The organism is Corynebacterium sp. Z-1 (assembly GCF_031844665.1).
Classification (GTDB): domain Bacteria; phylum Actinomycetota; class Actinomycetes; order Mycobacteriales; family Mycobacteriaceae; genus Corynebacterium; species Corynebacterium sanguinis.
The window spans coordinates 856175-880421 of sequence record NZ_CP134621.1; the positions used below are offsets into that span (position 1 = coordinate 856175).

Annotated in this window: 24 protein-coding genes; 20 read left to right on the forward strand and 4 right to left on the reverse strand. The window is 65.7% G+C overall.

Going from position 1 to position 24247, the window contains the following annotated elements; all coding sequences use genetic code 11:
- Window positions 1-6 precede the first annotated feature (6 nt).
- Window positions 7-453: a 50S ribosomal protein L15 gene (gene rplO / locus RIU96_RS04255; RefSeq protein ID WP_144772353.1), complete on the forward strand. Its 447-nt coding sequence runs from the start codon at window positions 7-9 to the stop codon at window positions 451-453.
- Window positions 454-522: 69 nt separating this feature from the next.
- Here the strand turns inward: rplO and RIU96_RS04260 are convergent, their stop codons facing one another.
- On the reverse strand, window positions 523-1044 hold the full coding sequence (locus tag RIU96_RS04260; RefSeq protein ID WP_144772354.1) for a DUF1707 SHOCT-like domain-containing protein: 522 nt from the start codon (window positions 1042-1044) through the stop codon (window positions 523-525).
- A 252-nt stretch (window positions 1045-1296) separates the two neighbouring features.
- Between RIU96_RS04260 and secY the strand changes: the two genes are divergently transcribed.
- The 13 genes from secY (at window position 1297) to eccB (ending at window position 13510) form a co-directional block, all read left to right on the forward strand.
- On the forward strand, window positions 1297-2625 hold the full coding sequence (secY, locus tag RIU96_RS04265; protein ID WP_144772355.1) for a preprotein translocase subunit SecY: 1329 nt from the start codon (window positions 1297-1299) through the stop codon (window positions 2623-2625).
- Window positions 2625-3179 carry an adenylate kinase gene (locus RIU96_RS04270; protein WP_144779146.1) on the forward strand — a complete coding sequence of 185 codons (555 nt, stop codon included), beginning with the start codon at window positions 2625-2627 and terminating at the stop codon, window positions 3177-3179. Before secY ends, RIU96_RS04270 begins: the two co-directional genes overlap by 1 nt.
- A 19-nt stretch (window positions 3180-3198) precedes the next feature.
- Window positions 3199-4002: a type I methionyl aminopeptidase gene (gene map, locus RIU96_RS04275; RefSeq protein WP_144779148.1), complete on the forward strand. Its 804-nt coding sequence runs from the start codon at window positions 3199-3201 to the stop codon at window positions 4000-4002.
- Between the two features lie 46 nt (window positions 4003-4048).
- Window positions 4049-4801, forward strand: a complete 753-nt coding sequence (locus tag RIU96_RS04280; RefSeq protein ID WP_259790516.1) for a L,D-transpeptidase — start codon at window positions 4049-4051, stop codon at window positions 4799-4801.
- 188 nt (window positions 4802-4989) lie between these two features.
- Window positions 4990-5208 carry a translation initiation factor IF-1 gene (infA, locus tag RIU96_RS04285; protein WP_018017508.1) on the forward strand — a complete coding sequence of 73 codons (219 nt, stop codon included), beginning with the start codon at window positions 4990-4992 and terminating at the stop codon, window positions 5206-5208.
- Window positions 5209-5391: 183 nt separating this feature from the next.
- Entirely contained in the window at window positions 5392-5760 is a 369-nt protein-coding gene (gene rpsM, locus RIU96_RS04290) for a 30S ribosomal protein S13 (protein ID WP_006839471.1), read from the forward strand.
- Between the two features lie 3 nt (window positions 5761-5763).
- Window positions 5764-6168 carry a 30S ribosomal protein S11 gene (gene rpsK, locus RIU96_RS04295; protein ID WP_136650803.1) on the forward strand — a complete coding sequence of 135 codons (405 nt, stop codon included), beginning with the start codon at window positions 5764-5766 and terminating at the stop codon, window positions 6166-6168.
- A gap of 27 nt (window positions 6169-6195) precedes the next feature.
- Window positions 6196-6801, forward strand: a complete 606-nt coding sequence (rpsD, locus tag RIU96_RS04300; protein ID WP_136650804.1) for a 30S ribosomal protein S4 — start codon at window positions 6196-6198, stop codon at window positions 6799-6801.
- Between the two features lie 78 nt (window positions 6802-6879).
- On the forward strand, window positions 6880-7893 hold the full coding sequence (locus RIU96_RS04305) for a DNA-directed RNA polymerase subunit alpha (protein WP_136650805.1): 1014 nt from the start codon (window positions 6880-6882) through the stop codon (window positions 7891-7893).
- Window positions 7894-7939: 46 nt separating this feature from the next.
- Window positions 7940-8446: a 50S ribosomal protein L17 gene (rplQ, locus tag RIU96_RS04310; protein ID WP_136650806.1), complete on the forward strand. Its 507-nt coding sequence runs from the start codon at window positions 7940-7942 to the stop codon at window positions 8444-8446.
- 88 nt (window positions 8447-8534) lie between these two features.
- Window positions 8535-9377, forward strand: a complete 843-nt coding sequence (gene truA, locus RIU96_RS04315; protein WP_259812486.1) for a tRNA pseudouridine(38-40) synthase TruA — start codon at window positions 8535-8537, stop codon at window positions 9375-9377.
- A 79-nt stretch (window positions 9378-9456) separates the two neighbouring features.
- Window positions 9457-11598 (forward strand): DUF6541 family protein, encoded by a 2142-nt coding sequence (locus RIU96_RS04320; protein WP_311205135.1) that lies wholly within the window; start codon window positions 9457-9459, stop codon window positions 11596-11598.
- Between the two features lie 661 nt (window positions 11599-12259).
- Window positions 12260-13510 (forward strand): type VII secretion protein EccB, encoded by a 1251-nt coding sequence (eccB, locus tag RIU96_RS04325; protein ID WP_144689008.1) that lies wholly within the window; start codon window positions 12260-12262, stop codon window positions 13508-13510.
- On the opposite strand, the gene RIU96_RS04330 is transcribed toward eccB, so the two are convergent.
- Both RIU96_RS04330 and eccD read right to left on the reverse strand, forming a co-directional pair.
- The gene (locus RIU96_RS04330) at window positions 13507-14640 is read right to left on the reverse strand and encodes a S8 family serine peptidase (protein WP_144689007.1); all 1134 of its coding nucleotides are present in this window, start codon (window positions 14638-14640) and stop codon (window positions 13507-13509) included. The genes eccB and RIU96_RS04330 overlap by 4 nt on opposite strands.
- Complete coding sequence (eccD, locus tag RIU96_RS04335) at window positions 14640-15911, reverse strand: type VII secretion integral membrane protein EccD (protein WP_144317411.1); 1272 nt, start codon at window positions 15909-15911, stop codon at window positions 14640-14642. The genes RIU96_RS04330 and eccD overlap by 1 nt, the downstream gene beginning before the upstream one ends.
- A gap of 129 nt (window positions 15912-16040) precedes the next feature.
- On the opposite strand from eccD, the gene eccCa reads away from it, so the two are divergent.
- The 4 genes from eccCa (at window position 16041) to RIU96_RS04355 (ending at window position 21334) form a co-directional block, all read left to right on the forward strand.
- On the forward strand, window positions 16041-19667 hold the full coding sequence (gene eccCa, locus RIU96_RS04340) for a type VII secretion protein EccCa (protein WP_181729414.1): 3627 nt from the start codon (window positions 16041-16043) through the stop codon (window positions 19665-19667).
- A complete protein-coding gene (locus RIU96_RS04345; protein WP_144689004.1) occupies window positions 19664-20605 on the forward strand; it encodes a type VII secretion-associated protein in 942 nt (313 codons plus the stop codon). The genes eccCa and RIU96_RS04345 overlap by 4 nt, the downstream gene beginning before the upstream one ends.
- Window positions 20606-20710: 105 nt before the next feature.
- Complete coding sequence (locus RIU96_RS04350) at window positions 20711-21028, forward strand: WXG100 family type VII secretion target (protein WP_136650814.1); 318 nt, start codon at window positions 20711-20713, stop codon at window positions 21026-21028.
- A 21-nt stretch (window positions 21029-21049) separates the two neighbouring features.
- Window positions 21050-21334 (forward strand): WXG100 family type VII secretion target, encoded by a 285-nt coding sequence (locus tag RIU96_RS04355; RefSeq protein WP_136650815.1) that lies wholly within the window; start codon window positions 21050-21052, stop codon window positions 21332-21334.
- Window positions 21335-21420: 86 nt separating this feature from the next.
- On the opposite strand, the gene RIU96_RS04360 is transcribed toward RIU96_RS04355, so the two are convergent.
- On the reverse strand, window positions 21421-22881 hold the full coding sequence (locus RIU96_RS04360; protein WP_144689003.1) for an HNH endonuclease signature motif containing protein: 1461 nt from the start codon (window positions 22879-22881) through the stop codon (window positions 21421-21423).
- A 297-nt stretch (window positions 22882-23178) separates the two neighbouring features.
- Here RIU96_RS04360 and rplM point away from each other — a divergent pair, with 297 nt between their 5' ends.
- Together rplM and rpsI are read left to right on the forward strand one after the other, a co-directional pair.
- On the forward strand, window positions 23179-23622 hold the full coding sequence (gene rplM, locus RIU96_RS04365) for a 50S ribosomal protein L13 (protein WP_136650817.1): 444 nt from the start codon (window positions 23179-23181) through the stop codon (window positions 23620-23622).
- Window positions 23622-24170: a 30S ribosomal protein S9 gene (rpsI, locus tag RIU96_RS04370; RefSeq protein ID WP_144772363.1), complete on the forward strand. Its 549-nt coding sequence runs from the start codon at window positions 23622-23624 to the stop codon at window positions 24168-24170. The genes rplM and rpsI overlap by 1 nt, the downstream gene beginning before the upstream one ends.
- Window positions 24171-24247: the final 77 nt, after the last annotated feature.

The window sequence follows — 24247 nt, forward strand, 5'->3', positions numbered from 1 at the left end:
TAACACATGGCTGACATCATCAAGCTCCATGATCTGCGCCCGGCACAGGGCGCGAAGAAGTCCAAGACCCGCGTCGGCCGCGGTGAGGCATCCAAGGGCAAGACCGCAGGTCGCGGTACCAAGGGCACCGGCGCTCGTAAGCAGGTTTCGGCCGCTTTCGAGGGTGGCCAGATGCCGCTGCACATGCGTCTGCCGAAGCTCAAGGGCTTCAAGAACCCGAACAAGGTCATTTTCCAGGTCGTCAACGTTGCCGACCTCGAGAAGGCGTTCCCGAACGGTGGCGCTGTGGCCATCGCCGACATCGTTGCAGCGGGCCTCGCTCGCAAGAACGAGCCGGTGAAGGTTCTGGGTAACGGTGACTTGGGCGTCAAGCTCGACGTCACCGCCACGAAGTTCTCCAAGTCCGCTGTCGAAAAGATCGAGGCAGCCGGAGGCACCGTCACCGAGGCTTAAAAAGCTTCAAGCGTGACGACGGGCCGTTTCCCTTACGGGAGGCGGCCCGTTTCGCTGTCTACATAACGCTTACTGCCCGAGCTCTTTACGACGTTCCATGGCCACGCGCAGCCTTTCGGCGCGCTTATCGCTTTCCGCCTTGTTGAGTTCCTCGAAGATCTTTTCCTCCTCGTCGCCCAGGCCGTAGAATTCGCGGGCGCCCCACGACGCGAGCCCGGCGATCGGGAACACCACCCAGAAGTAAGTCCAGTGGAAGACGAAGAGGCCGAGGAAGAAAAGGACCATGGTCACGGACCAGATGATCGTGTCGGCGGCCTGAACCTTCTTGCCCCGGGTGAGCACCCGGTCAAGCTCGGCATCGGGGTCCAGCTCGCGCGGCTGGGTTTCGGTGGGGGAGTACTGCTCGATCGACTCCGGCATGTCCGTAAACAGCTTGTCCAGGTCGCTCCTGTGGCTGGCCCGCGTCAGCTCGGCGGTGCGCGCATCGAACTCGGTGACGTCGAGGTAGCCGTTGGTAAACAGCTGGGTCAGCCTGTCGAAGGCGGCGGAGCGCTCTGGGTCTCCGATGCGCACATCCCGAGATTCGTCCACTGAGGCCTCCCTTCCGCCAGCTTGTTGACGCCGTCGCGGGGTGGGTGCGTGGTGTGGGCGTCGATAAGCAGCCGATTGTATATCAAGTATCGTGCGCGACTACCCGCACCGCAACTTCGACGATTGTCTGGCGGCTGGTAGGCTGTTGGGGTCAAACGTGCCTGGGGCGGGAAGCGACGAGCTTTCCTGGCCTCGGCTCTACCTGTCCGCTATCTTCCGAGGTCTCACCCACCGCGGAAGCCAGGAGGCTTTGTGTCCGCTATTGTTCAAGCGTTTAGGGACGCTGATCTGCGCAAAAAGATCCTTATCACCCTCGCGTTGTTGGTTCTCTACCGCGTCGGCGCGCAGATTCCGACACCGGGAGTCGACTACGCGCTGATCAGCGCGCGCCTCGACGAGGTTTCGCAGGGCGATCAGGCCACGATGTTCTCAATCATCGGCCTGTTCTCGGGTGGTGCTCTCCTGCAGCTGTCTATCTTCGCGATCGGCATCATGCCGTACATCACGGCGTCGATCATTGTGCAGCTACTCACCGTCGTCATCCCTCGCTTCGAGGAGCTCAAGAAAGAGGGCCAGGCTGGCCAGACGAAGATGACGCAGTACACGCGCTACCTCACCGTCGGCCTTGCGCTGTTGCAGTCCGCGGGCATCGTGGCGCTGGCGGATCGCGAACAGTTGCTGGGGCAAGGCATGCCCATTCTGGTGGAAGACCGCAACATCTGGACGCTGATCATGATGATTATCGTCATGACCTCCGGCGCGGTGCTGATCATGTGGCTCGGTGAGATCATCACGGAAAAGGGCGTAGGCAACGGCATGTCGCTTCTGATCTTCGCCGGTATCGCCACCCAGATCCCTTCACAAGGTGCGCTTATCCTCGAACAGTCCGGCGGTGTCACATTCGGCTTGGTTGTAGCGGCGCTGATCGTTCTGGTTATCGGCATCATCTTCATGGAGCAGGGGCAGCGCCGCATTCCGGTGCAGTACGCCAAGCGCATGGTGGGCCGCCGCCAGTACGGCGGGTCATCAACCTACCTGCCGCTGAAGGTCAACCAGGCGGGCGTTATCCCCGTCATCTTCGCCTCCTCGCTGATGTACGTTCCGATCCTGATTACGCAGATCGTGACCATGAACAATCCGACTCCGCCCGACAACTGGTGGACGAACAACGTCATGGCCTGGCTGCAGAACCCCGGTTCGTGGCAGTACATTGTGCTGTACCTCGGCCTGATCGTCTTCTTCTCCTACTTCTACGTTTCCATCCAGTACGACCCCGTGGAGCAAGCAGACAACATGAAGAGGTACGGCGGGTTCATCCCGGGCATCCGCCCAGGTCGCCCCACCGCGCAGTACCTCGCGTATGTGATGAACCGCCTGCTGTTCGTCGGCGCGTTCTACCTTGGCCTGATCGCGATTCTGCCGAACCTCGCACTGGACGCCGGGGTGGGCGGCACCGGCAGCATGGGGATGACCGCTTTCGGCGGCACCGCTATCCTGATTATGGTGTCTGTGGCACTGACCACGGTGAAGCAAATCGAATCCCAACTTCTCCAATCCAACTATGAAGGACTCCTCCGCTAATGCGTCTCGTTCTCCTCGGCCCTCCCGGCGCCGGCAAAGGTACCCAAGCTGCCATCCTCTCCGACAAGCTCGGCGTGCCCCACATCTCCACTGGTGACCTGTTCCGCGCCAACATCGGCGAGGGCACCCCGCTTGGCGTCGAAGCCAAGGAATACATCGACGCTGGCCGCCTCGTGCCCACCGACGTGACCGCGCGCATGGTCGAGGCCCGCCTCGAGGAGGCGGACGCCGTCAACGGCTTTCTTCTTGACGGCTTCCCGCGCACCGTGGAGCAAGCAGAGATCCTCGAGCAGCTGCTGAGCAAGAAGGGCGTCGCCCTCGACGGCGTGCTCAACTTCCAGGTCGACGAGGACGTCGTCGTCGAGCGCATGCTCGCCCGCGGCCGCGAGGACGACAACGAGGAAACGATCCGCACCCGCCTCGGCGTCTACCGCGACGAGACCGCCCCGCTGATCGACCACTACGGCGACGAGATCATCAACATCGACGCCGTCGGTGAGGTCGACGAGGTCAACGGCCGCGCGATGAGCGAGCTGGAAAATCTGGGAAAGTAGGCCCGGCGCACCACCCGCGATGATTTTCAACCCACGCCGACGACGCATCCCCGGCAAGTCGCCCTCGGACCTCGAGGCGATGGAAGCCGCGGGCCGCGTCGTCGGCGTTGCTCTGCAGGAAGTACGCAAGGCCGCGGCGCCGGGGCGCACCACCGCCGACCTCGACCGGGTTGCCGACGAGGTCATCCGCTCCTTCGGCGCGGTGCCGACATTCCTTGGCTACCAGGGGTTCCCAGCGTCGATCTGCGCCTCGGTCAACGACGTCGTGGTTCACGGCATCCCGAGCGACACGGTCATCCTGAAAGAGGGGGACCTGGTCTCGGTGGACTGCGGCGCGACGCTCGCGGGCTGGGTGGGGGACTCCGCGTGGTCCTTTGGTGTCGGCGAGCTTGCCGAGGACGTCGACAAGCTCAATCGCGCCACCGAATGGGTCCTTAACGAGGGCATTAAGGCAATGATCCCCGGCAACCGGCTGACGGATGTTTCCCACGCGCTCGAGGTGGCCACCCGCGCCGCTGAGCAGCGCTTCGGCGTCGCGCTCGGCATCCTCGACGGGTACGGCGGGCACGGCATTGGCCGCTCTATGCACGAAGAACCCTTCCTTGCCAACGAGGGTAAACCCGGCCGCGGCCCCGAGATCCAGGAGGGCTCGGTGCTCGCGATCGAGCCAATGCTGATTCTCGGGGGAGAGGTGGACAGCGAAGTGCTTGACGACGCCTGGACGGTGGTCACCCTCGATGGCTCGCCAGCGGCACACTGGGAACACACCGTCGCCGCTACTGCAAAAGGCCCGCGGATTCTCACGCCACGAACCCAGGCGTAGGCGAGCGAGGGAGCCGAAAGGCTTAAGTGGGGGTTATACTTCCATCATGTCGAATTCCCAACGCCGTGCCAGCCGACTAACAGCGGTCATCGCTGCCGTCGGCGCCTGCGTCGCCTTCATCATCTCGCCTGCCGCAGCTCACTCCCAGCAGCAGCCGATCACGGCGCAGCTCAGCGCCAACCCCGCCGTCGCTCTGGATGCCTTTGCGCAGCAGTCGTCGAGCACGCTGGCGTCGTCAAGCCGCGATGCCGCATGGAACGTGCGCGAGTCGCTGATTGCCCAGGCTGGCTCGCTGGCGGCGATCAACCCTGCGCTGCCGGAGCAGGCGCGCGCTCAGATTGACCAGACCTTCGAGGCGCTCTTCCCTGGGCTGCTCGCCGAGCACACGCCGCCGGCCCCCGCTCCGGCTCCGGCTTCGGCTCCTGCGCCCCAGTCCGCGGGCTTCGATTACGGCGCGTGCCCCAAGGACGCCAAGGTGTGCGTCGACATCGCCGGACAGCGTTCCTGGCTGCAGTCGGGCGGGCAGCAGTACTACGTTGCCGAGCACGTCGCCACGGGCAAGCCGGGCTACGAAACCCCGCGCGGCACGTTCTACGTAAACCGCAAGGTCAAGGACGAAATCTCCTACGAGTTCGGCAACGCGCCGATGCCGTTTGCAACGTACTTCACCTACAACGGAATCGCCTTCCACGAGGGAGATCCCGCGTACCTGTCCCACGGGTGCGTGCGTATGCACCGCGCAGACGCCGAGCGCTACTTCAACGATCTGAGGGTCGGCGACAAGGTCGTCGTTTACTAGCCAATTACTAGCCGGCGCATCTCCCCGCATCCCCAACGGATGCGGGGTTTGTCTTTGTGCAGGTGGGGCGATATAGTTACAGCTTGGTGTGAACTGCCCCCACATTGTGCGGGGCGGGCGCGCCAGTAAGCGAACCAATGATACGTCTAGCACCTGCTCAAAATACGGTGCTGTAGGAAGTGGAGTGTATGGCAAAAGAAGGCGCAATTGAGGTTGAGGGCCGCATCGTCGAGCCCTTGAAGAACGCGATGTTCCGTGTCGAACTCGACAACGGCCACGAGGTTCTCGCCCACATCAGTGGCAAGATGCGCCAACACTACATCCGCATCCTCCCGGAGGACCGGGTGATTGTAGAGCTGTCGCCCTACGACCTCGACCGTGGACGTATCACGTACCGCTACAAGTAAAACTTTTCCGCCTTCTCACCCAAACTCACCGCCGCACTCGGCGGTGAGCGATCTACCTTCGGCCGCGGTGGCCGAAGCCGCGCGTAATCACGGCCCACCATCCGGTTAGGACCGGGTAAAGCGTCGCGTGGCGTGGACGGGTGGGGAGAAAACCACCGTACCAACCTGAAAGGCACGTCCCACATGGCACGTCTCGCTGGTGTCGATCTGCCGCGCAACAAGCGCATGGAGATCGCACTCACCTACATTTACGGAATCGGGGCAACCCGATCCAAGGAACTGCTCGAGAAGACGGGCATTTCTCCTGACCTGCGCACCGACAACTTGACCGACGATCAGCTCGCCGCGCTTCGCGACGCCATCGAGTCCTCCTACACCGTCGAGGGCGACCTGCGCCGTGAGGTTCAGGCTGACATTCGCCGCAAAATCGAGATCGGTTCCTACCAGGGTCTGCGCCACCGCCGCGGGCTGCCCGTTCGCGGCCAGCGCACGAAGACCAACGCGCGTACTCGCAAGGGACCGAAGAAGACCATCGCAGGAAAGAAGAAGTAACACATGCCACCGAAGACTCGTTCCGGCGCGCGCCGTACCGGCCGTCGCGTCGTCAAGAAGAACGTGGCCGCTGGCCACGCGTACATCAAGTCCACCTTCAACAACACCATCGTGTCCATCACGGACCCGAACGGTGCTGTGATCTCCTGGGCGTCCTCCGGCCACGTCGGCTTCAAGGGCTCGCGTAAGTCCACCCCGTTCGCCGCGCAGATGGCCGCTGAAAGCGCAGCCCGCAAGGCAATGGAGCACGGCATGAAGAAGGTTGACGTCTTTGTCAAGGGTCCCGGCTCCGGCCGCGAGACCGCTATCCGTTCTCTCCAGGCCGCCGGCCTGGAGGTGTCCTCGATCTCCGACGTGACGCCCCAGCCGTTCAACGGCTGCCGTCCGCCGAAGCGCCGTCGCGTTTAAGGCAGAAAGGAAAAGAGGTAAGAAAACATGGCTCGTTACACTGGCCCTGCTACCCGTAAGTCCCGTCGCCTCCGCGTCGACCTCGTCGGCGGTGACATGTCGTTCGAGCGCCGCCCCTACCCTCCGGGGCAGGCTGGCCGCGCCCGCATCAAGGAATCTGAGTACCTGCTCCAGCTGCAGGAGAAGCAGAAGGCTCGCTTCACCTACGGCGTGATGGAGAAGCAGTTCCGCCGCTACTACGAGGAGGCCAACCGTCTCCCCGGCAAGACCGGTGACAACCTGCTCGTCCTGCTCGAGTCCCGCCTAGACAACGTCGTCTACCGCGCTGGTCTGGCACGCACCCGACGCCAGGCACGCCAGCTTGTCTCCCACGGCCACTTCACGGTCAACGGCAAGCGCACGAACGTCCCGTCCTACCGCGTCTCGCAGTACGACATCATTGATGTCCGCGAGAAGTCCCGCGCCATGATCTGGTTCGAGGAGGCCCAGGACAACCTGGTCGACTCCGTCGTTCCGGCCTGGCTGCAGGTCGTTCCGGAGACCCTGCGCATTCTCGTGCACCAGCTGCCCGAGCGCGCTCAGATCGACGTGCCGCTGCAGGAGCAGCTCATCGTCGAGCTCTACTCGAAGTAATCTCTTACTTCGTAAAAACCTTCCGCACCATCCGTTCCTACCGGCATCAAATAGTGGTTGCCGACAAAGGAGAAGTCCATGCTTATCTCTCAGCGCCCTCAACTGACTGAGGAGTACATCGACACCAACCGCTCGAAGTTCGTCATCGAGCCGCTCGAGCCTGGTTTCGGTTACACCCTCGGAAACTCCCTGCGCCGCACGCTGCTGTCGTCCATCCCGGGCGCGGCCGTGACCTCGATCAAGATCGACGGTGTGCTCCACGAGTTCACCACGATCAACGGGATCAAGGAGAACGTTTCCGAGATCATCCTCAACGTCAAGAACATCGTGCTGTCTTCCGACTCCGACGAGCCGGTTGTCATGTACCTGTCCAAGGAGGGCCCGGGCAACGTCACCGCTGGCGATATTGAGCTGCCTGCCGATATTGCGATCCACAACCCGGATCTGCACATCGCATCGCTCAACGACAGCGCGCGCCTCGAGATGGAGCTCGTCGTCGAGCGCGGCCGCGGCTACGTCCCGGCCATGCCGTACGCAGGTGGAGAGGTCGGCCGCATCCCGGTCGACCAGATCTACTCCCCGGTCACCCGCGTTGCCTACAAGGTTGAGGCAACTCGTGTTGAGCAGCGCACCGACTTTGACAAGCTCATCATCGACGTGGAGACCAAGAACTCCATGACGGCCCGTGACGCCCTGGCGTCTGCAGGTTCGACCCTGGTGGAGCTGTTCGGCCTCGCCCGCGAGCTGAACACGGCTGCCGAGGGCCTGGAGATTGGCCCGTCCCCGCAGGAGACGGAGTACATCGCTGCGTACAACCTGCCGATTGAGGACCTGAACTTCTCCGTCCGCTCCTACAACTGCCTGAAGCGCCAGGAGATCCACTCCGTCGGTGAGCTCGCCGAGTGCACCGAAAGTGACCTGCTGGACATCCGTAACTTCGGGCAGAAGTCCATCAACGAGGTCAAGATCAAGCTTGCCTCGTTGGGGCTGACCCTGAAGGACGCGCCGGAAGACTTCGACCCGACCCAGATCGAGGGTTACGACGCCGAGACTGGCGACTACGTCGACGTCACCGCGGAAGACACCGAGTAACAACACAGAGCACGCGCTCAACTAACCGCACACGAGGAGTACGAAAATGCCGACCCCTAAGAAGGGCGCCCGTCTCGGAGGTTCCGCCAGCCACCAGAAACACATCGTTTCCAACCTGGCTATGTCCCTCTTCGAGCACGGGGCAATTAAGACCACCGAGGCCAAGGCCAAGGTTCTGCGCCCCTACGCAGAGAAGCTGATCACCAAGGCGAAGAAGGGCACGCTGGCTGACCGCCGCGCCGTGGCCGCCGAGCTGCCGAACAAGGACATCGTTGCGTACCTGTTCAACGAGCTCGCGCCGAAGTTCGCGAACCGCGATGGCGGCTACACCCGCTCCATCAAGCTCGAGAACCGCGCTGGTGACAACGCGCCGATGACCCACATCTCCCTCGTTCTCGAGGAGACCGTGTCGTCCGAGGCGTCCCGCGCCGCCCGCGCCGCTGCCTCCAAGCAGGCTGAGGCTGAGGTCGTCGCCACCGAGACCGTCGAGGCCGAGCCGGCAACCGAGGTTGTCGAGGTCGTCGAGACTGAAACCACCGAGGACGAGAAGTAAGAGCACTTTTCGCCTCCAGCTTCACGCACGCCCCGCGCTGATTTCCGGTAACGGAAAAGCGCGGGGCTTTTGCTACCCTCGAAACACCATGACCGACGAAACGCTGCGCCTGCGCCTGGACATCGCCTACGACGGCACGGATTTCCACGGCTGGGCACGCCAGGGCACGTCCACGCGCACGGTTCAACACACCATTGAGTCGGCGCTGTCGATGGTGCTGCGCACCCCGGTTGAACTGACGGTAGCGGGGCGTACCGACGCCGGGGTGCACGCCTCCGGCCAGGTCGCGCACGCGGACATCCCCCGGGCCGCGCTCGACCAGCGCTCCATCGACGGCGACCCGGCCCGCCTCGTTCGGCGGTGCGCGAAGCTCCTGCCCGCCGACGTGCGGATCTTCGACATCTCCGAGGTGAGCCCGCTTTTCGACGCCCGCTTCTCCGCCCTGACCCGCAGCTACGTGTACCGGGTGACCACGCACCCCGCCGGCGCATTGCCGACCCGTGCGCGCGATACCGCCGTGTGGCGCCGCCCGGTTGACATCGGCGCCATGCAGGCGGCGGCTGACGTGTTCGTGGGGCTCCACGACTTCGCCGCGTTCTGTAAGGCGAAGCCGCACGCCACGACGGTGCGCGAGGTGTTGAGGATGCGCTGGGTGGAGGCGTCGACAAGCAAAGAGCCCAACCTGTACGAAGCGCACGTCACTGCCGACGCCTTCTGCTGGAACATGGTCCGTTCGCTCGTTGCGTCGTGCCTGCAGGTCGGGGAGGGGTCGAAGGACCCCGGCTGGGTTGAGCCGCTGCTCGGCGAAACGTCGCGCAGCCCGCAGGTGCTGCTCGCCCCCGCCAAGGGGCTGACGCTTGTCGACGTCTCCTACCCCGCGCCCGAGCACTACGCCGAGCGTGCCCGCCTGACCAGGGCAAAACGGGATTGAGCGCGCTGATCAAAGCAGTGTCCGATGCAGGCAATACAATAGCCAGGCAGTCGAACAAATCGGTGAGGACGGTACTGCTATGTCGCTAACGGGCGCCTTTGTGGTCGCCGTCATGCTGTTCACGCTGCCAGGATTCATCATCTCCTGGGTCGCGGGGGCGAAGGCGCCAGCGGCGGCCGCGAGCGCGCTGCCGGTGACCTTCGGCGTCATGGGCATGAGCGCGTGGATGTGGGGCGAGACGACTGCGCCCTTCAACACGCTCACCTTCACCATCAGTTTGATGTTCACACTCGGCTGCGCGGTGCTGTGGCGCTGGGCGATGGACCGACGGTTGCGCACGGCGTCGACGTGGCGGGAGCGGTTCTTGCCCGAGGGGTGGCGGGCCGGCAGCGTGGCGGACCCAGCGTGGGTGGTCCCCGCGATAGGCGTTATCGGTGGCGCGTGGATGATCGTCGGCGATCGCTTGAACTGGTTGGCGCGCGTGCCGCACGGCACGGACAACATCGTGCAGGGCTGGGACGTGCAGTGGCACGCCAACGTGGTGCGGTTCATCCGGGAGGAAGGCATCGCCTCGCCAACGCGGATGGGTGAGTTGCAAAACATTGAAACGCAGGCGCAGCTTCTGTACCCCACCGGCTACCACTCGGGCATCGCACTGTTTGCGCAGGTTGCCGGGCTTGAGCCGATCCCAGCGCTCAACATTGCCGCTGCCATTCTCCCCGGCCTGACGCTGCCGCTGACGATGGCGTGTCTCGCGCTGGCGGTGACGCAGTCGCGCGGGCTGACCGCGCAGATCGCTGCCGCGCTGGCGGCGCTGGCGTGCTACGTGGCACCGACGCTGATGTGGATTCCCGACTACGTCGGAATGTGGCCGTACTTGTTTGCGGTCACGCTCACCGGCATCGTGATCTGGCAGTTCTGCTCCACCCCGGCCCGGCCCGCGATGGCGCTGCCCGCAATGCTCGGTTTCGTCGGTGTTTTGGTTGTCCACCCGTCGGCGGTCACCATCGTCGCCGTTGCAGTCGCCCTGTTTTGGCTCACCCGGCTGCTGTTCGTCCCGGTTACAACCCGGCTCAAGGACTTCCTCTGGATCGCGGGGCCGGCTGTCGTCGGCGCACTGCTTTACCTGCCACAAATGCTGCAGGGCTCTGGCCAAGCCGAAGAGGTCGCGGCATGGGGGATTGCCGAAGGCGACATCACGCCGACACCGTGGAAGACCATCTTGATGATGCAGACTCGCCACTCGGTGCAGTTCTTCCATGACTTCGACGCCACCGTGTTGCTGTGGCTGGCCGTTTTCGGTGCGATCGTTGTTGTCGTGTGGCGCCGCCAGGTGTGGCCAGTGCTCTTCTTCGGGATCAGCGCCATGGCGGCCGTCCACTCGCTCGAGCCGTTCGACGGTGTGGTGGGCACCGTGTTGTCAGCCATCGCCAACTTGCACTACAACACCGCGCACCGCTTGGTCATGCCGGTGAGCATGCTCACCATCGTCGGCGCCGCGATCGGTGTGGCGGCTGCGATCCGCCTGCTGACCCTGGCGCCGTTGGCGGCGCGGAAGGGGACTTCGCGTTGGCGGTGGGCGTCGATAAGCGCCTCGCTCGTTGTCGCTCTCATCGCGGGCGCGGGGACCGTGGCGTGGGCGCGCGACACGTCCGAGCTCGGTGCGCAAGGCGCATACACCGGGGCCAGGATGGACATGAGGATGGTCTCGGACAACGACCGCATCGCCTTCGACTGGCTGGCCACCCAGCCCGCCGCATGGGAAGGGCTGACCTACGGTGAACCCGACGACGGGCACTCCTGGATCTACGCCTACAACGGTGTGCCCACGCTGTCGCGGCACTACCTGTGGCCCACCTCGGGGCGCGGCTCCATGATGGACCGGATCCACTATCACACCGACGCGCTCGGCGAGGGGCTGCGTGGCGACCCGGGATCGGAAAACCCCGTCGACGAAGCGGCCATCGAACTCGGTGTGAAATTCATTATTTCCAGCCCCGACAACTTCTGGTGGCACGTCGTTCCGCGCTACGAGCAGCTCAAGGGCCTGTGGGTGGCCGAGGGGGCGACACCCGTGTACGCGCGGGGCAATACCGTGATCTTCGCGGTCAACGATGCGTTCACCCCCGCCGAGCTGCGGGCTATGAAGCGTGACGCGCGGGAGCACGGTTCCGAGGAGATCCCGCAGCTTGAACCCATCGGGGCGGCTGGGGCCGGGTAGGCGTTGGGGCTGTTGCGATGTCACGGTCAACGTGCTGCGTCGGGTAAAATCCCAGGTCACCGATGCCGGGTGCACCTTGATCGTGACATTCCACCCGGTCAGATGTCACGGTCAACGTGCTGCGTCGGGTAAAACCCCAGGTCGCCGATGCCGGGTGCGCCTTGATCGTGACATTCCACCCGGTCAGATGTCACGGTCAACGTGCTGCGTCGGGTAAAATCCCAGGTCACCGATGCCGGGTGCACCTTAACCGTGACATTCCACCCGGTCAGATGTCACGGTCAACGTGCAACGCCCCATAAAACCCCAGGTCGCCGATGCCGGGTGCACCTTGACTGTGACATTGCACTCGGTCAGATGTCACGGTCAACGTGCAACGCCCCATAAAACCCCAGGTCGCCGATGCCGGGTGCACCTTGACTGTGACATTGCACTCGGTCAGATGTCACGGTCAACGCACAACGCCCCACAAAACCCCAGGTCGCCGATGCCGGGTTCACCGTGACCGTGACATTGCGCCCGGGCAGATGTCACAGTCAACAAACATCTCCCGGCAAAACCCCCGCCCAGCGCGCGCATCCCCACCACTTGCGGTACCGTCGGTGCCAACTCGGCTGGTGTGGGGTGCGCTGGCCGTATTACTACGACGTTCGGGGGAAACATGTCGTCTCATTCGCCGCGGCGATTGCTGCCCACCACGCGCGCCCAGGTGTCGGGGCACCGCTTCATGCGTCGCAGGGTTGAGCACGGGCTGATCTTCGGGGATATCCGGATGATCCACGACCCGTTGGCGTCGCGGCAGCGCGCCACGATATTCAGCGTTGTTGCGGTGCTGCTCATCGCCGCGATCACAGCGCTGTTTGCGTGGCTGCGGCCCAACGCCGATCCGGGCGATGCACCCATCCTGCGCTCCTCCAGCGGCGAGCTGTATGTCCGCATCAACGACATCGTTCACCCAGTCACGAACCTGACCTCGGCGCGGCTGATCGTCGGTGCGCCCGAGCAGCCGCAGCGCATTGGCGACAACAACCTGCTCGCGCAGCCGCGCGGGGTGCCGGTGGGCCTCGCGGTGGCGCCGTCGTTGTTCGCCCCGCGCGATAGCGCGGACCTGTCGTGGTCGGCGTGCACGTCAGGCGGCGAGGTCGGCGTCATAGCCGGGCCGGCTGCGAGTCCGCTCGCCGGGGCGTCGGCCGTGCTCGCCGAGGTGGGCGGGCAGCAGTGGCTGGTCACGGGCGAAGGCCGCCGCGAGTTGCCGCCCGCCGACACCCCCACAGGTCGCGTCATCCGCCGCGCGCTCGGCGTCGATGCCAGCACCCCGCGCTGGTCGCCGCCGTCGCAGCTTCTCGACGCCATCAAGGAAGACGCCCCGCTAGACCTGCCTGATCCGCTGCCCGAGGTCGCTGTCAATGACGCCGACGCGTGGGCAATCGCAGCCGATGGCGGTGTCCAGCCGCTGAGCCGGCTGCAGAGCGAGATCCTCACTCAAGCCGGCGCGTCGCAGCGCTCGGTGGACAGCGCCGAACTCGCGCAGCTTCCCGACGCCGACCCGCCAAGCGACATCCGCCTGCCCGCCGAGGTGCCGGCCTGGGTCGACCCGGCCACGGAAACGGTGTGCGCCACCGAAGCGCAGGTCGGCGCGACGTACACCGCGCCCGTGCCCTCCTCGATCGCGCTGTCCGGCGACGCGGTCGCGGTCGCTTTCTCGGGGCTTGACGACGGCTCCGTTGCCGTCGATTCAGGCCACGGCTACCACGTCGTCTCTATCATCGGCATGCGTCACGACGTCCCGAACCGCAACGTGCTCGACATGATCGGCGCCGAGCACGTCGAGCAGGTGCCGTGGGAGATCATCGCGCTGCTGCCGCAGGGAGACACGCTGACCCAGGATGGGGCGCTGGTGACGGCGTATTAGTAGGGGCGTCGAATAGCAGCGCCGACGACGGCGATGACCAGCACTGCCGCGAGGCCGATGACGACGCTGCGCCAGCGCTCGGCCGCCGCGGACGTCGACTGCTGCGCGGCGGAGACCAGCACGGTGTGATCCTGCGTCGGGGACTCTGGCCGCAGCTGGGTCACCACTGATAGCGGGTCGATGGCGCCGCCGTGCGGCTGCGCCGAGGCGGCAACCAGGGTGCGGACCTCGGCGGGCGTGAGCTCTGGGTGCCTCTGGCGCAGCAACGCCACTGAGCCCGTCACGACGGGTGCGGCGAAGCTTGTGCCCTCAAACGCAATCACGTTGCCCTGCGCGTCGAGCGTGCCTGCGGCCCAGCCGCGCCCATCGGGCGACAGCGCAACCGCCACATCGCCCGGCGCCGACAGCTGCGTCGACGACTCCGGCACCTCAACGGAATAGTCGGCGAGTTGGTGCGCGTCCGAGCGCGCACCAACCGCCAGCACGGTCGGGGAGTGCGATGGGATCACGCTCGAACCCTGCGGGCACTGCGAGGTGACGTTGCCTGCCGCGGCCACCACCACGGCCCCTTCGGCCTCCGCCCGCGCGAGGGCGGCATCGAGGCCGGTGGTGTCGACCCGCGGGGCAACGCGCGGGTCGAGGCACGAGACGACGGAAATGTTGATTACGTCGGCTTGGAGGTCGAGGGCGTTGTTAAGGGCGTCGACAAGCGTTCGCACGCTGCCCGCGCCGGGGCTCGATTCCTGCTCGCGGTAGTGGGCGGAGGTTTGGCGGATGGAAATCACCTCCGCGTCCGGGGCAATGCCGGCGGTCGTGCCCGCGATGATTCCGGCTACGACGGTGCCGTGGGCGTCGCAGTCAAACAGCGCGTCGGGTGCGTCCGGGGTGACGAAGTCCCCGCCCGCGACGAGCTGGTCCAGCTCGGGCGAGGCGGCCACCCCGGTGTCAATCACCGCCACACGCACTCCCGCGCCGGTGGCGAACCGGCGCAGTTGCGGGGCCCACTCGGGCGTGGCGGGTGCGTCCGCGTGGGCGGGCGGGGCGCACACTACGTCCTGGGCGGCGGCACCCGGCGCGACCAGGGCGGGCGCGAGGAATGTGGCAGCGACGATGGCAGCGCGCCCGCGCATCACGCGCCCCGAATCAGGTCGAAGGCGCCCATTAGTAACAGCCCGAGCGGGAACACCGCGATAATCGCGAGTGCCTCCGCGCGCTCGAACCACACCAGCGACGTCGGCTCCAAATCGGGCACCCGGGCCGACCACAGCGGCGCGGTCAGCGTTAGCGCCGCGAGGAAGTAAGAAAACCCCAGCCACACCGGGTGCGCGTTGTCGGTTACGGCGAGGCAGGCGCATGCGACCGCGGCGTACGCCGTAACAGCGAGCGCGATGCGCGACGCGGTGTCGTGGTGGCGAAACGAGTGCAGCACGAGCGCACCGCCTGTGCAGAGGCTAAACGCGCTCACCCAGCCCCCGCCGAGCCATCCCAGCCACGTGAGCGCGGGCACGCAGCACAAACACACCCCGGCGGACACGCCGGCGGTGACGCGGCGCGCCACCCGCCCGCGCACGTCGACGTCGTGCTGGTGGGTGTCCGCGATGGAGAAGTTCTCTCCCGCGGTGGGCACCCGCGGGATGGCGATGCCCGAGGCACGCGTTGCCACGGCGGGCGTGAACATCACCGCGCCGAGCCCGGCGAGCACTACCGCGGCGGCCGGCGCGGTGGGAGGTGACAACCACGCCGCCGCGCATGCACCGGCGCCGAGCAGGGCGGCGGTGGTGGCCAGGGTGGCGGTGATTGGGGTGTCGGAAAGCTTGAGCACCACGCCGAGCCCGGCGCCGGCGATGAGCGTCGCGGCGGCGGCAGCGACACCGAGGGCCACGTCGAGCTCGCCGACCCACAGCCCGGTGCTCACCGCGGCAACCACAGCGAAACCGGCGAACAGCGCGCGGGAGCGCGCCAGAATGCTCACCGCGAACAGTGCTGCCGCCGCCGCCGCCGGCAGCCCCGTGAGCAGGCCGATCACCGCAGCACCTACGGCCGCGGCCACGATGTCCAGGCCTTGCGGCGCGCGGTCGTCGGCGGATGCGGCCGCGAGGGACTCCGCGGCGTCGCGCACAACGGGCGGGGGCACGGGTTCGCGAGGGCGCAGCACGATGATGTGGCCGTCGCTAAGCCGCTGCTGATACAGCGGGCGATGCTGATCGAGCAGGGCTCCGGCGACGGTGGTGACCTCCCACGGGCGCGACAACGGGGGCAGATCGACCAAGCGCGCCAACTCAGGCAGGATCTCGGCGAACGTGGACGACGTCGGCAGCGTCAGGTCGATGTCGCGGTGAAACGATGCGACGTCAATGCGGACGGTGACGCGAACGATGTGGTGCGCAGACGTGGCAACCATAGATACCCCCGAAAACTTCCCGCGCGAACCCCCGCTGCCGCGCGTCTGCGCCAATTATTGCTTAAGATGTCCACCACGTCCACAGCTACGGGGAGCTCGGGACTATTTCTACGGGGGGGTAAATCTGCTGTGCTCGGTCTAGACCACACTGCGGTTTTGGTGCCGCAACACGCTCACGCGGCGGAACCGGCGCCGCCGCTGCCGCAGGGCAGGCTCATCGCCGAGCCCGTGCCGGAGGCGCGACGCGACGCGCCACAGCCGATCATGAAAATCCTGATGCCGGTGGTGATGGTCGTTGCGATTGGCGCGATGGTCGCCACGCTCGCGTTGTCGGGCCGCGACGTCAGCCCGATGATGATGATTTTCCCGCTGATGATGGTGCTGAGCACGCTCATGATGGTTAACCCGCCCGATCAGCAGGGCGATATCGACGAAACTCGGCGGGTGTACCTGCGCCACCTCGACGCGTTGGCGGCGCAGGCGCGTCGTAACGCGAGGCTGCAGCGCGCCCACGTCACGCACTTCCACCCCGAGCCGGCCGAGCTGATCCACGCCACGCCGACGTCGCGGGTCTGGGAGCGGGCCTTTGACTCGCCGCGCGCCTGGGAGGTGCGCTTCGGCGAGGGCGCGACCTCGCTGTGCACCCCGATTGAGGTGGGCGACCCGGGCTCGCCGGAGGACTTGGACCCCGTGTGCGCGGTGAGTCTGCGTCGCACGGTGGCGGCGGTGAGCACGGTGCCGGCCATGCCGATCGTCGTGCAGCTTAGCGCGTTTCCGGCGATCACTCTGGCTGGCCCGCGCGCCGCGGAGGTGGCGCGCGCGGTGATCAGCCAGCTCTGCTTCTTCCACGGCCCGGAGATGGTGGGGGTGGTCAACTTGCACGGGGATCCGGACTTCGGGTGGGTCAAGTGGCTGCCGCACACGCGCGACCCAGACCACGCGGCATTGTGCGTCGCCGTCGCCGACAGCGCGCAGGCCAGCGCCGCTCTTCTGACACCCGGGATCGACTGCGTCATCGTGGTCGACGCGGATCCCGACTACATCGGCGATGAGGACTCCCTGCACCTGTCCTGCGCCGAGGAAATCGTCGCGCACACACTCGAGGGGGCCGAGACGCTGGGCCGGCCCGACGTGTTTAGCGTCGCCCAGGCGCAGTTGCTTGCCCGCCACCTGGCCTTTTACCGCCGGCCGGAGGACACCGGTGCCAGCGGGGCCGCCTCGGATCTGCTGTCGATGCTGGGCATTGCCGATATCGACGACCTCAACCCGCACTCGATGTGGCGCGGCAGGGAGGGCACCCGGCAGAACCTGGTCGTGCCGTTCGGCGCGACGCCCGACGGGGTGCCCGTGCACCTGGATCTTAAAGAGTCCGCCCACGGCGGCATGGGCCCGCACGGGTTGTGCATTGGTGCGACCGGTGCTGGAAAGTCCGAGTTCTTAAAATGCCTGGTCACGGCCCTTGTTGCCACGCACTCGCCGGAGGAGCTCAACTTGGTGCTGGTCGATTTCAAGGGAGGCGCCACCTTCCTCGGGTGCGAGGCGCTGCCGCATACGGCGGCCGTGATCACCAACCTCGATAACGAGGCGGTGCTCGTCGAGCGCATGTACGACGCCATCTCCGGCGAGCTGAACCGGCGCCAGGAGTTGCTGCGCAGCGCGGGCAACTTCGCAAACATCACGGACTACTCCGCGGCGCGGCGCGGCGGGCGCGCGGACCTTGCCGCGCTACCGGCGCTGCTCATCATCGTCGATGAGTTCTCCGAGCTGCTAGTTCAGCACCCGCACTTTGTGGACCTGTTTGTCGCAGTCGGCAGGCTGGGCCGCTCGCTGGGTGTTCACCTCCTGCTGGCTTCGCAGCGCTTGGAGGAGGGCAAGTTGCGCGGGCTGGATTCCCACCTGTCGTACCGCATTGGTCTGCGCACGTTCTCCGCGGGCGAGTCGCGCCAGGTGCTCGGCGTGCCCGACGCCTACGAGCTGCCGAACGAGCCCGGCAACGGTTACCTCAAGGCGGGTGCGCCGGAGCTGACCCGCTTCCGCGCCGCGTACGTGTCCGGGCCGCTGACCCGCCGTGTGGAGCTCGGGGAGGTCCAGGCGCGCCCGAGCGTGGGGCTGTTTCGCGGCTGGGAGTCGCCGGAGCTCGCCGCGTCCGAGGGGTCGACGGTGGTGAGCGTGGATGAGTCGACGACGCTTCTCGACGCTGTCGTCGCCAAGGCGCGCCAGACCGCTGAGCTGCGTGGGTTGCGCGCCCACCAGGTGTGGCTGCCGCCGCTGCCCGAGTCGGTGGAGCTGTCGGCGGTGTGCGAGTCGTCGCAGCCGCTGAGCGTCTCCATCGGGCTTATCGACGACCCCTACCACCAGCGCCAAGAGCACGCGAGCGTAGATTTCTCCGCGGCTGGGGGACACGTCGCTGTGGCGGGCGGGCCCCAGTCGGGCAAGTCCATGGCGCTGCGCACGATCGTCGCGGCGCTCGCTGTGACGCATTCCACCGCCGAGCTGTGCTTCTACGCGATCGACGCTGGCGCCGGGCGTATGGAGGATCTCGAGGTGCTGCCGCACGTTGCGGGTACCGCGACGCGCGCGCAAGGGGAGCGGGCCCGCCGCATTGTCGACGAGGTGTGCGCCATCATCGACAACCCTGCCCGCGCGGGCGGACGCCAGGTGTTCTTAGTGGTTGACGGTTGGCACGCGATCGTCGCCGCCGACTCGCCGCTGGAGGATCTGCGTGACCCGCTCGCCCGCATCGCCTCGGAAGGCCCCGCGGCCGGCGTCCACCTGATCGTGTCCACGCAACGGTGGAACGCGATCCGCGCAGCCGTGCGCGACCTAATCGGGACGCGCTTCGAGCTGCACCTTGCCGAGGCGGCGGATTCACTGATCAGCAGGAAAGAGCAGCTCAGGGTGCCTGCCGCGCCGGGCCGCGGTCTCGCGCCAGACGGCAGGCACATGCTCGTTGCCGCCACGCACCCTCAAGACCTCGCGCACATTGCCGCCCAGGCCGCCGCGCAGCCGCGGGTGCCGCGGCTCAAGGTCCTGCCCGCGGTGGTGGATGCACGCTCGCTTCTCGACGCCCCCACCGGCCAGCGCCTCCCCTTCGGCATCGGGGGCAGCCAGCTTGACACGCTCTTCCTCGATGCCGCGCACCTTTTGGCGATCGGCTCGCGGGGAAGCGGCAAGTCGACGCTGATTGCCACGCTTTTGGCGGGGATCTGCTCGCTGCCGAGGCAGCGCGCCCGGATCGTGCTCGTGGATCCGCGGCGCACGCACCTGCACCTCAGCGGCTCGGACATGGTTGCTGCGTACGCCGTGGCGTCGTCGGTAAGCGAGACGGTCAACGCGGCGGTGGAAACCTTGCGCTCTAGGCTGCCGGGCCCGGAGGTCACCGCCGAGCAGCTCGCGGAGCGGTCGTGGTGGGAGGGCCCGGATATCTACCTAATTATCGATGACCTCGACATTGTCGGCGACGAGCCGTTTCGGCCCCTGCTGTCGCTGCTGCCCCACGCGCACGATGTCGGGTTGCACGTCATCGTCGCGCGCAAGTTCGGCGGCAGCGCCAGGGCGCTCTACAGCGGTCTGCTCGCCGCGCTGAAAGACCTCACCCCCGACGTCCTCATCTTCGACGGCAACAAAGACGAAGGTGCCCTGTTCGGGGTCAAACCCGCGTCGAAGCCGCCCGGGAGGGCGACGTTGATGCGCGCCGGGCACAACGCTGGCGACGTTCAGATTGCCACTCTCGAACCGGAAGGCGAGGGGCAATGACGACCACCGCTGCCGACATCACCGTCACCGTCAACTCTGATACGACGACTTTCGCCGGGCTGGCCAACGTGCGCCGCGACGATCACCCGACACCCGCGGAGATCGCAGGTTACATCCGAAGCGTGCTCGGGCCCGCGCCGGGCAACGCGCACGTCCGCGTCGTGGCGGAGGCCGAGGACTTTGCCCTGATTGCCCGGGCGCTTGGCGGCTACGACGTGGAGCTCTCCCACGAACCGACTTCCGGGAGGTCAGGGGGCAAACACGCGATACGGGATGCGGAGCCCGCGGATTTCTTCGACGATGGGCCGATCGACATAGCGCGCCCCGAGGCGGAAGCGCCCGGGATCTTCCCCCTCGACGGGTGGCAGATCGTCGTGATCGGCATTGCCGTGGTGCTGTGTTTCGGCGCGATCTTGTCGACGGTGCTGGCTGCTGGTTCCGGTGACGGCGACGTTGTGGCGGAGTCTGAGATCGAGCCGGCGCCGGAGATTGAGACGACGTCGGAGAGTGAGCCGTCGACAAGCGAGCAAGCGCCGCCTCCGCCGACGGTGATTTCGCGGCAAGGCCTGACCGTGGAGGTGCCCGCGGGGTTTAGCGTCGAGGTCGATGGCGACATGTGGCGCGCGACGGGCAGCGACCCCGATTTTCGGCTGCAGCTGGCCGTCGACCCGCTCTACCAACTGCCGCCCGAGCAGCTGTTTACGCAGATCAAGGCGGAAATCGACGCGGACCCCACGGTCGAGCTGCTCAGCGACGACGGCACCGCGCTAACCTACCGCGAGGACAGCGCCGACGGGTCGCACGCGCTGTGGAAAACCTGGGCCGAGGCGGACCACCAGCTTTCGGTGGGGTGCCACACCCGCGCCGAACCGACGACGGTGCACAGCGCGACGTGCCGGATGGCCATGGAGTCGGCGACGTTTAGTGCGGCCGAGTAGAAAAACTTTCGGGTCGGATGGAACCGGAGGCGCCTCGGGGCAGTCAAATAGGGGTGAGGCCACATCCGGGCCCACACACGGACGCACATACAAGGGGGAGACACTATGGCTCAGCTCCAAACTGAAGCCGACGTCATGCGCTCGGCCGCAAACAACGTGGACGACACAAACAACGCAGTCAACCGAGAGATCGAACGCATCCAGGGCGTCGTCGAAGGCACCCGCTCGTACTGGCAGGGCGAGGCCCAGACCAGCTTCGACGGGGTCATGCTGCGGTACGACGATGCGCAGCGCCGCCTCGGCCAGGCGCTCGCCGCGATCGCCGAGAACCTGCGCGACAACGCGAAGAACTACGAAAACATCGAAGCCTCCAACACCGACGACCTGCGCTCCATCAGCACCAGCGCGGGCCTTGCGCTCTAGAGACAAAGGGGTAGAACGACTATGACAATCAAGTACGAATTCGGCCAGCTCGCCGGGGCGGCCGAGGACCTGCGTGGTTCGGTCGCGCAGATCAACCGGATGCTCGACGAGCTCAAGAGCGGCCTGCAACCGATGGTCTCCACTTGGACGGGTGACGCGGCCGAGGCTTACAAGGTCCACCAAAGCGAGTGGGATTCGGCGGCGAGCGACCTCAACGCCATCCTGAACAGCGTCGCCGAGGCTGTTGACGGGGGCAACAGCCGCATGCAGCAGGTCAACAACGCCGCCGCGCAAAGCTGGGGCTAGAACACCGCACATACATCGGGGCTTTTTCATCGGGGGATACGCAGCGCGTTCCCGCAGCATCGCTTGGTGCTGTGGGGGCGCGCTGTTTAGTAGATCGCATCTCCGTACCGCAGGTACGGATCACTGGCGATCAGCGCCGCAACGTCGGCATCGAGATCATCGCCATCGTCCAGTGGCGGTTCGAACGGGAAGGTCATGCCGAACTCACGTTCAAGATCCACCAGCGCCTCCATGCAATCATGGACGTTCTGCGTGAGGTCGAAGTCGTCGAGGATCTTGTGCCCGCGGGCGAAGAACGTCCTCACCCGGTCGCGCTCGCGCAGCCTCGAATCCAGGTCGATATTCCACCTCGGGTTGTGCGGGCTGATGTGCTCACCAATAAACCCTTCGGGTTGCGACAGCTGGTAGGTCCCGTCCGGGAACAGCCACACGATGTCACCGGTGGCGGGATCCGGGACGTAGTACGCCCGGCGGTCCGTCTTCACGTTGTGGTGCCGCTGACAGAGCGAGTACAAATTCGACGGGGTCGTCGCGCCATTTTCCTGGAACGGAACCCGGTGGTCCAGCTGGCATTCCGTGGCATCGCGGTCGCAGCCAGGCCAGATGCACACCCCGTCGCGGGCAATTGCGTAGGCGCGCATGCTAGACGACGGCACGTAGCCGGCAATCTCGTGCTCCGCTACCTCATCGAGGTTGATGATGCGCGGCGGGGTGGCCTCGGTGAGGTCGTCGAACTCGGCCGTTCCCGCGGCGTCCGTCCACCCGCTTCCGGGGAAGAACACCGACGCCCCGGGCACGACGGTGCCCTCCGGGGTCAGCGGCGCGTACCCGAAGATGGTGACGTTGGGCTGCGTGGTGTGGCGGCCGGTGAGGATCAGTTTCGCGGCTTCACTCTCGGAGACCTTGTGCTCCCGGGCAACCTGGCGGCGAAACTCCTTCATCACCGCGTGCGTCGTGTTGTCGCACTCAACCGTCAGGCCGGAGCGCTTGCCGGCGGAAAACTCGTAGAGGGTGAAGTTCTCAGCCGCCTTCGCCCGGTCCTTGCGCTTCTTCGGGTCGTAATCAACCCGCTCGTCGAACTTGGCGATGAACCGCTTCAGCCGGTGCGTGATCGCCTTCGGCGACAGCAGCGGCTGGTTTGCCTTGCGTGGGGTGAAAGTGTCGGTGAGGTAGGCGTCGATAAGCTGCAGAACCTCGTGCGAGACATCGGGGCCGAGTTCGGCGATGGCGTTGTCGATGGCGACGAGCCTTTTGATGTCCAGCACGCGCGTGGTGCTTTGCGTGGATCGGAGCTGGGGCAGGTCGGAGAGGCGTCGATAAGCAAAAATGGCTTTTTCGATCGCTGACCTGCTCTCACCCACGGCCTCCTGGAGGGCTGCGACCTCCAGCTCGAAATCGTCGACGCAGTGCGCGGGATCTGCCCACGCCTTGAACAGCTCGAAGTCGGCATCGCGCTTGCGCTGCGCGAGCGCGGCGACGGCATCCCCCGGGCGCTGCGTCCTAAAGAAGTACTCGGTCGGGTCTAAGTGCTGAGTAGTGTTTCCCATGTCCCCCTCCTTGTTGCTCTCTATTGTAATCGAATGTAAAAGCGAGTGCAATACTTACAAGCAGATTTATTAATAAAAAATACGACAACATGTTCTATGGGAAATTAAGATAAGTCGATCCGCGTTTTTTGGCGATCGAAACCCCGTGCCGTAGTCTTATACCCCTGTGTGTTCTCGCGCCCCGCAGTGGGAGTGACATCGTCCGTCGGGTCTCCACCGGCCGCCGTCAGGACGATGCTGGGCGCACGGCAAGGTTTCTGGCCGGCAGCCATCTAGGCAGACTTTAAGGAGTCATACATGTCTACTTACCACCCGAAGAGCGGTGACATTACCCGTCAGTGGTACGTCATCGACGCAACCGACGTGGTACTGGGCAAGCTCGCTTCCACCGCAGCGGACATCCTGCGCGGCAAGCACAAGCCCCAGTTCACGCCCAACGTTGACACCGGCGACCACGTCATCGTGATCAACGCCGACAAGGTCCACATCTCCTCCAACAAGCGCGAACGCGAGATGCGCTACCGCCACTCCGGTTACCCGGGCGGTTTGAAGTCCATGACCCTGGGTCGTGCTCTGGATGAGCGCCCGGATCGCGTCGTCGAGGAGGCAGTGCGCGGCATGATGCCGCACAACCGCCTTTCTCGCCAGTCCATCAAGAAGCTTCACGTCTTCGTCGGCTCCGAGCACCCCTACCAGGCTCAGAAGCCGGAAACCTTCGAGTTTAAGCAGGTGGCCCAGTAATGACCGAGCCGAACAACTACACCGAAGAGAACTTCGACGCAGAGGTCGACGTCAACCTGGCGACCGCCGCGACCGAGGAATTCAACTACACCATCGGCGACGCCGTCGCTCCCGTGGTGGAGGAGGGGTCCGAGGAGACCGTCGAGCCGGTGTCCCTGCACGAGGGTCCGATCCAGACCGTTGGCCGCCGTAAGCGCGCCATCGCCCGCGTCACCGTGACGGAGGGCGACGGCACCATCACCGTCAACGGCCGTGAGTTCGAGAACTACTTCCCGAACAAGCTGCACCAGCAGGACATCCTGCAGCCGCTGACGCTGCTCGATCGCGAGAGCCAGTTCAACATCAAGGCCAACATCTCCGGTGGCGGCCCCACCGGCCAGGCCGGTGCACTGCGCCTCGCTATCGCCCGCGCACTCAACGTTTACAACCCGGCTGAGCGCCCGACCCTGAAGAAGGCCGGCCTGCTCACCCGTGATGCACGTGCCGTGGAGCGCAAGAAGGCAGGTCTGCACAAGGCCCGCCGCGCACCGCAGTACTCGAAGCGTTAATCGCTTGTGCGCCTCGCCGCCCCCACGTTCGCCACTGCGAGCGCGGGGGCGGTTTTTGTATTCGCCACGGTGGGGTC

Bases quoted from the DNA above. Each gene is read 5' to 3' on its own strand.
- rplO (WP_144772353.1), top strand. From the start codon at position 7: ATGGCTGACATCATCAAGCTCCATGATCTGCGCCCGGCACAGGGCGCG.
- RIU96_RS04270 (WP_144779146.1), top strand. From the start codon at position 2,625: ATGCGTCTCGTTCTCCTCGGCCCTCCCGGCGCCGGCAAAGGTACCCAA.
- map (WP_144779148.1), top strand. From the start codon at position 3,199: ATGATTTTCAACCCACGCCGACGACGCATCCCCGGCAAGTCGCCCTCG.
- RIU96_RS04280 (WP_259790516.1), top strand. From the start codon at position 4,049: ATGTCGAATTCCCAACGCCGTGCCAGCCGACTAACAGCGGTCATCGCT.
- infA (WP_018017508.1), top strand. From the start codon at position 4,990: ATGGCAAAAGAAGGCGCAATTGAGGTTGAGGGCCGCATCGTCGAGCCC.
- rpsM (WP_006839471.1), top strand. From the start codon at position 5,392: ATGGCACGTCTCGCTGGTGTCGATCTGCCGCGCAACAAGCGCATGGAG.
- rpsK (WP_136650803.1), top strand. From the start codon at position 5,764: ATGCCACCGAAGACTCGTTCCGGCGCGCGCCGTACCGGCCGTCGCGTC.
- rpsD (WP_136650804.1), top strand. From the start codon at position 6,196: ATGGCTCGTTACACTGGCCCTGCTACCCGTAAGTCCCGTCGCCTCCGC.
- RIU96_RS04305 (WP_136650805.1), top strand. From the start codon at position 6,880: ATGCTTATCTCTCAGCGCCCTCAACTGACTGAGGAGTACATCGACACC.
- rplQ (WP_136650806.1), top strand. From the start codon at position 7,940: ATGCCGACCCCTAAGAAGGGCGCCCGTCTCGGAGGTTCCGCCAGCCAC.
- truA (WP_259812486.1), top strand. From the start codon at position 8,535: ATGACCGACGAAACGCTGCGCCTGCGCCTGGACATCGCCTACGACGGC.
- RIU96_RS04320 (WP_311205135.1), top strand. From the start codon at position 9,457: ATGTCGCTAACGGGCGCCTTTGTGGTCGCCGTCATGCTGTTCACGCTG.
- eccB (WP_144689008.1), top strand. From the start codon at position 12,260: ATGTCGTCTCATTCGCCGCGGCGATTGCTGCCCACCACGCGCGCCCAG.
- RIU96_RS04330 (WP_144689007.1), bottom strand. From the start codon at position 14,640: ATGCGCGGGCGCGCTGCCATCGTCGCTGCCACATTCCTCGCGCCCGCC.
- eccD (WP_144317411.1), bottom strand. From the start codon at position 15,911: ATGGTTGCCACGTCTGCGCACCACATCGTTCGCGTCACCGTCCGCATT.
- RIU96_RS04345 (WP_144689004.1), top strand. From the start codon at position 19,664: ATGACGACCACCGCTGCCGACATCACCGTCACCGTCAACTCTGATACG.
- RIU96_RS04350 (WP_136650814.1), top strand. From the start codon at position 20,711: ATGGCTCAGCTCCAAACTGAAGCCGACGTCATGCGCTCGGCCGCAAAC.
- RIU96_RS04355 (WP_136650815.1), top strand. From the start codon at position 21,050: ATGACAATCAAGTACGAATTCGGCCAGCTCGCCGGGGCGGCCGAGGAC.
- RIU96_RS04360 (WP_144689003.1), bottom strand. From the start codon at position 22,881: ATGGGAAACACTACTCAGCACTTAGACCCGACCGAGTACTTCTTTAGG.
- rplM (WP_136650817.1), top strand. From the start codon at position 23,179: ATGTCTACTTACCACCCGAAGAGCGGTGACATTACCCGTCAGTGGTAC.
- rpsI (WP_144772363.1), top strand. From the start codon at position 23,622: ATGACCGAGCCGAACAACTACACCGAAGAGAACTTCGACGCAGAGGTC.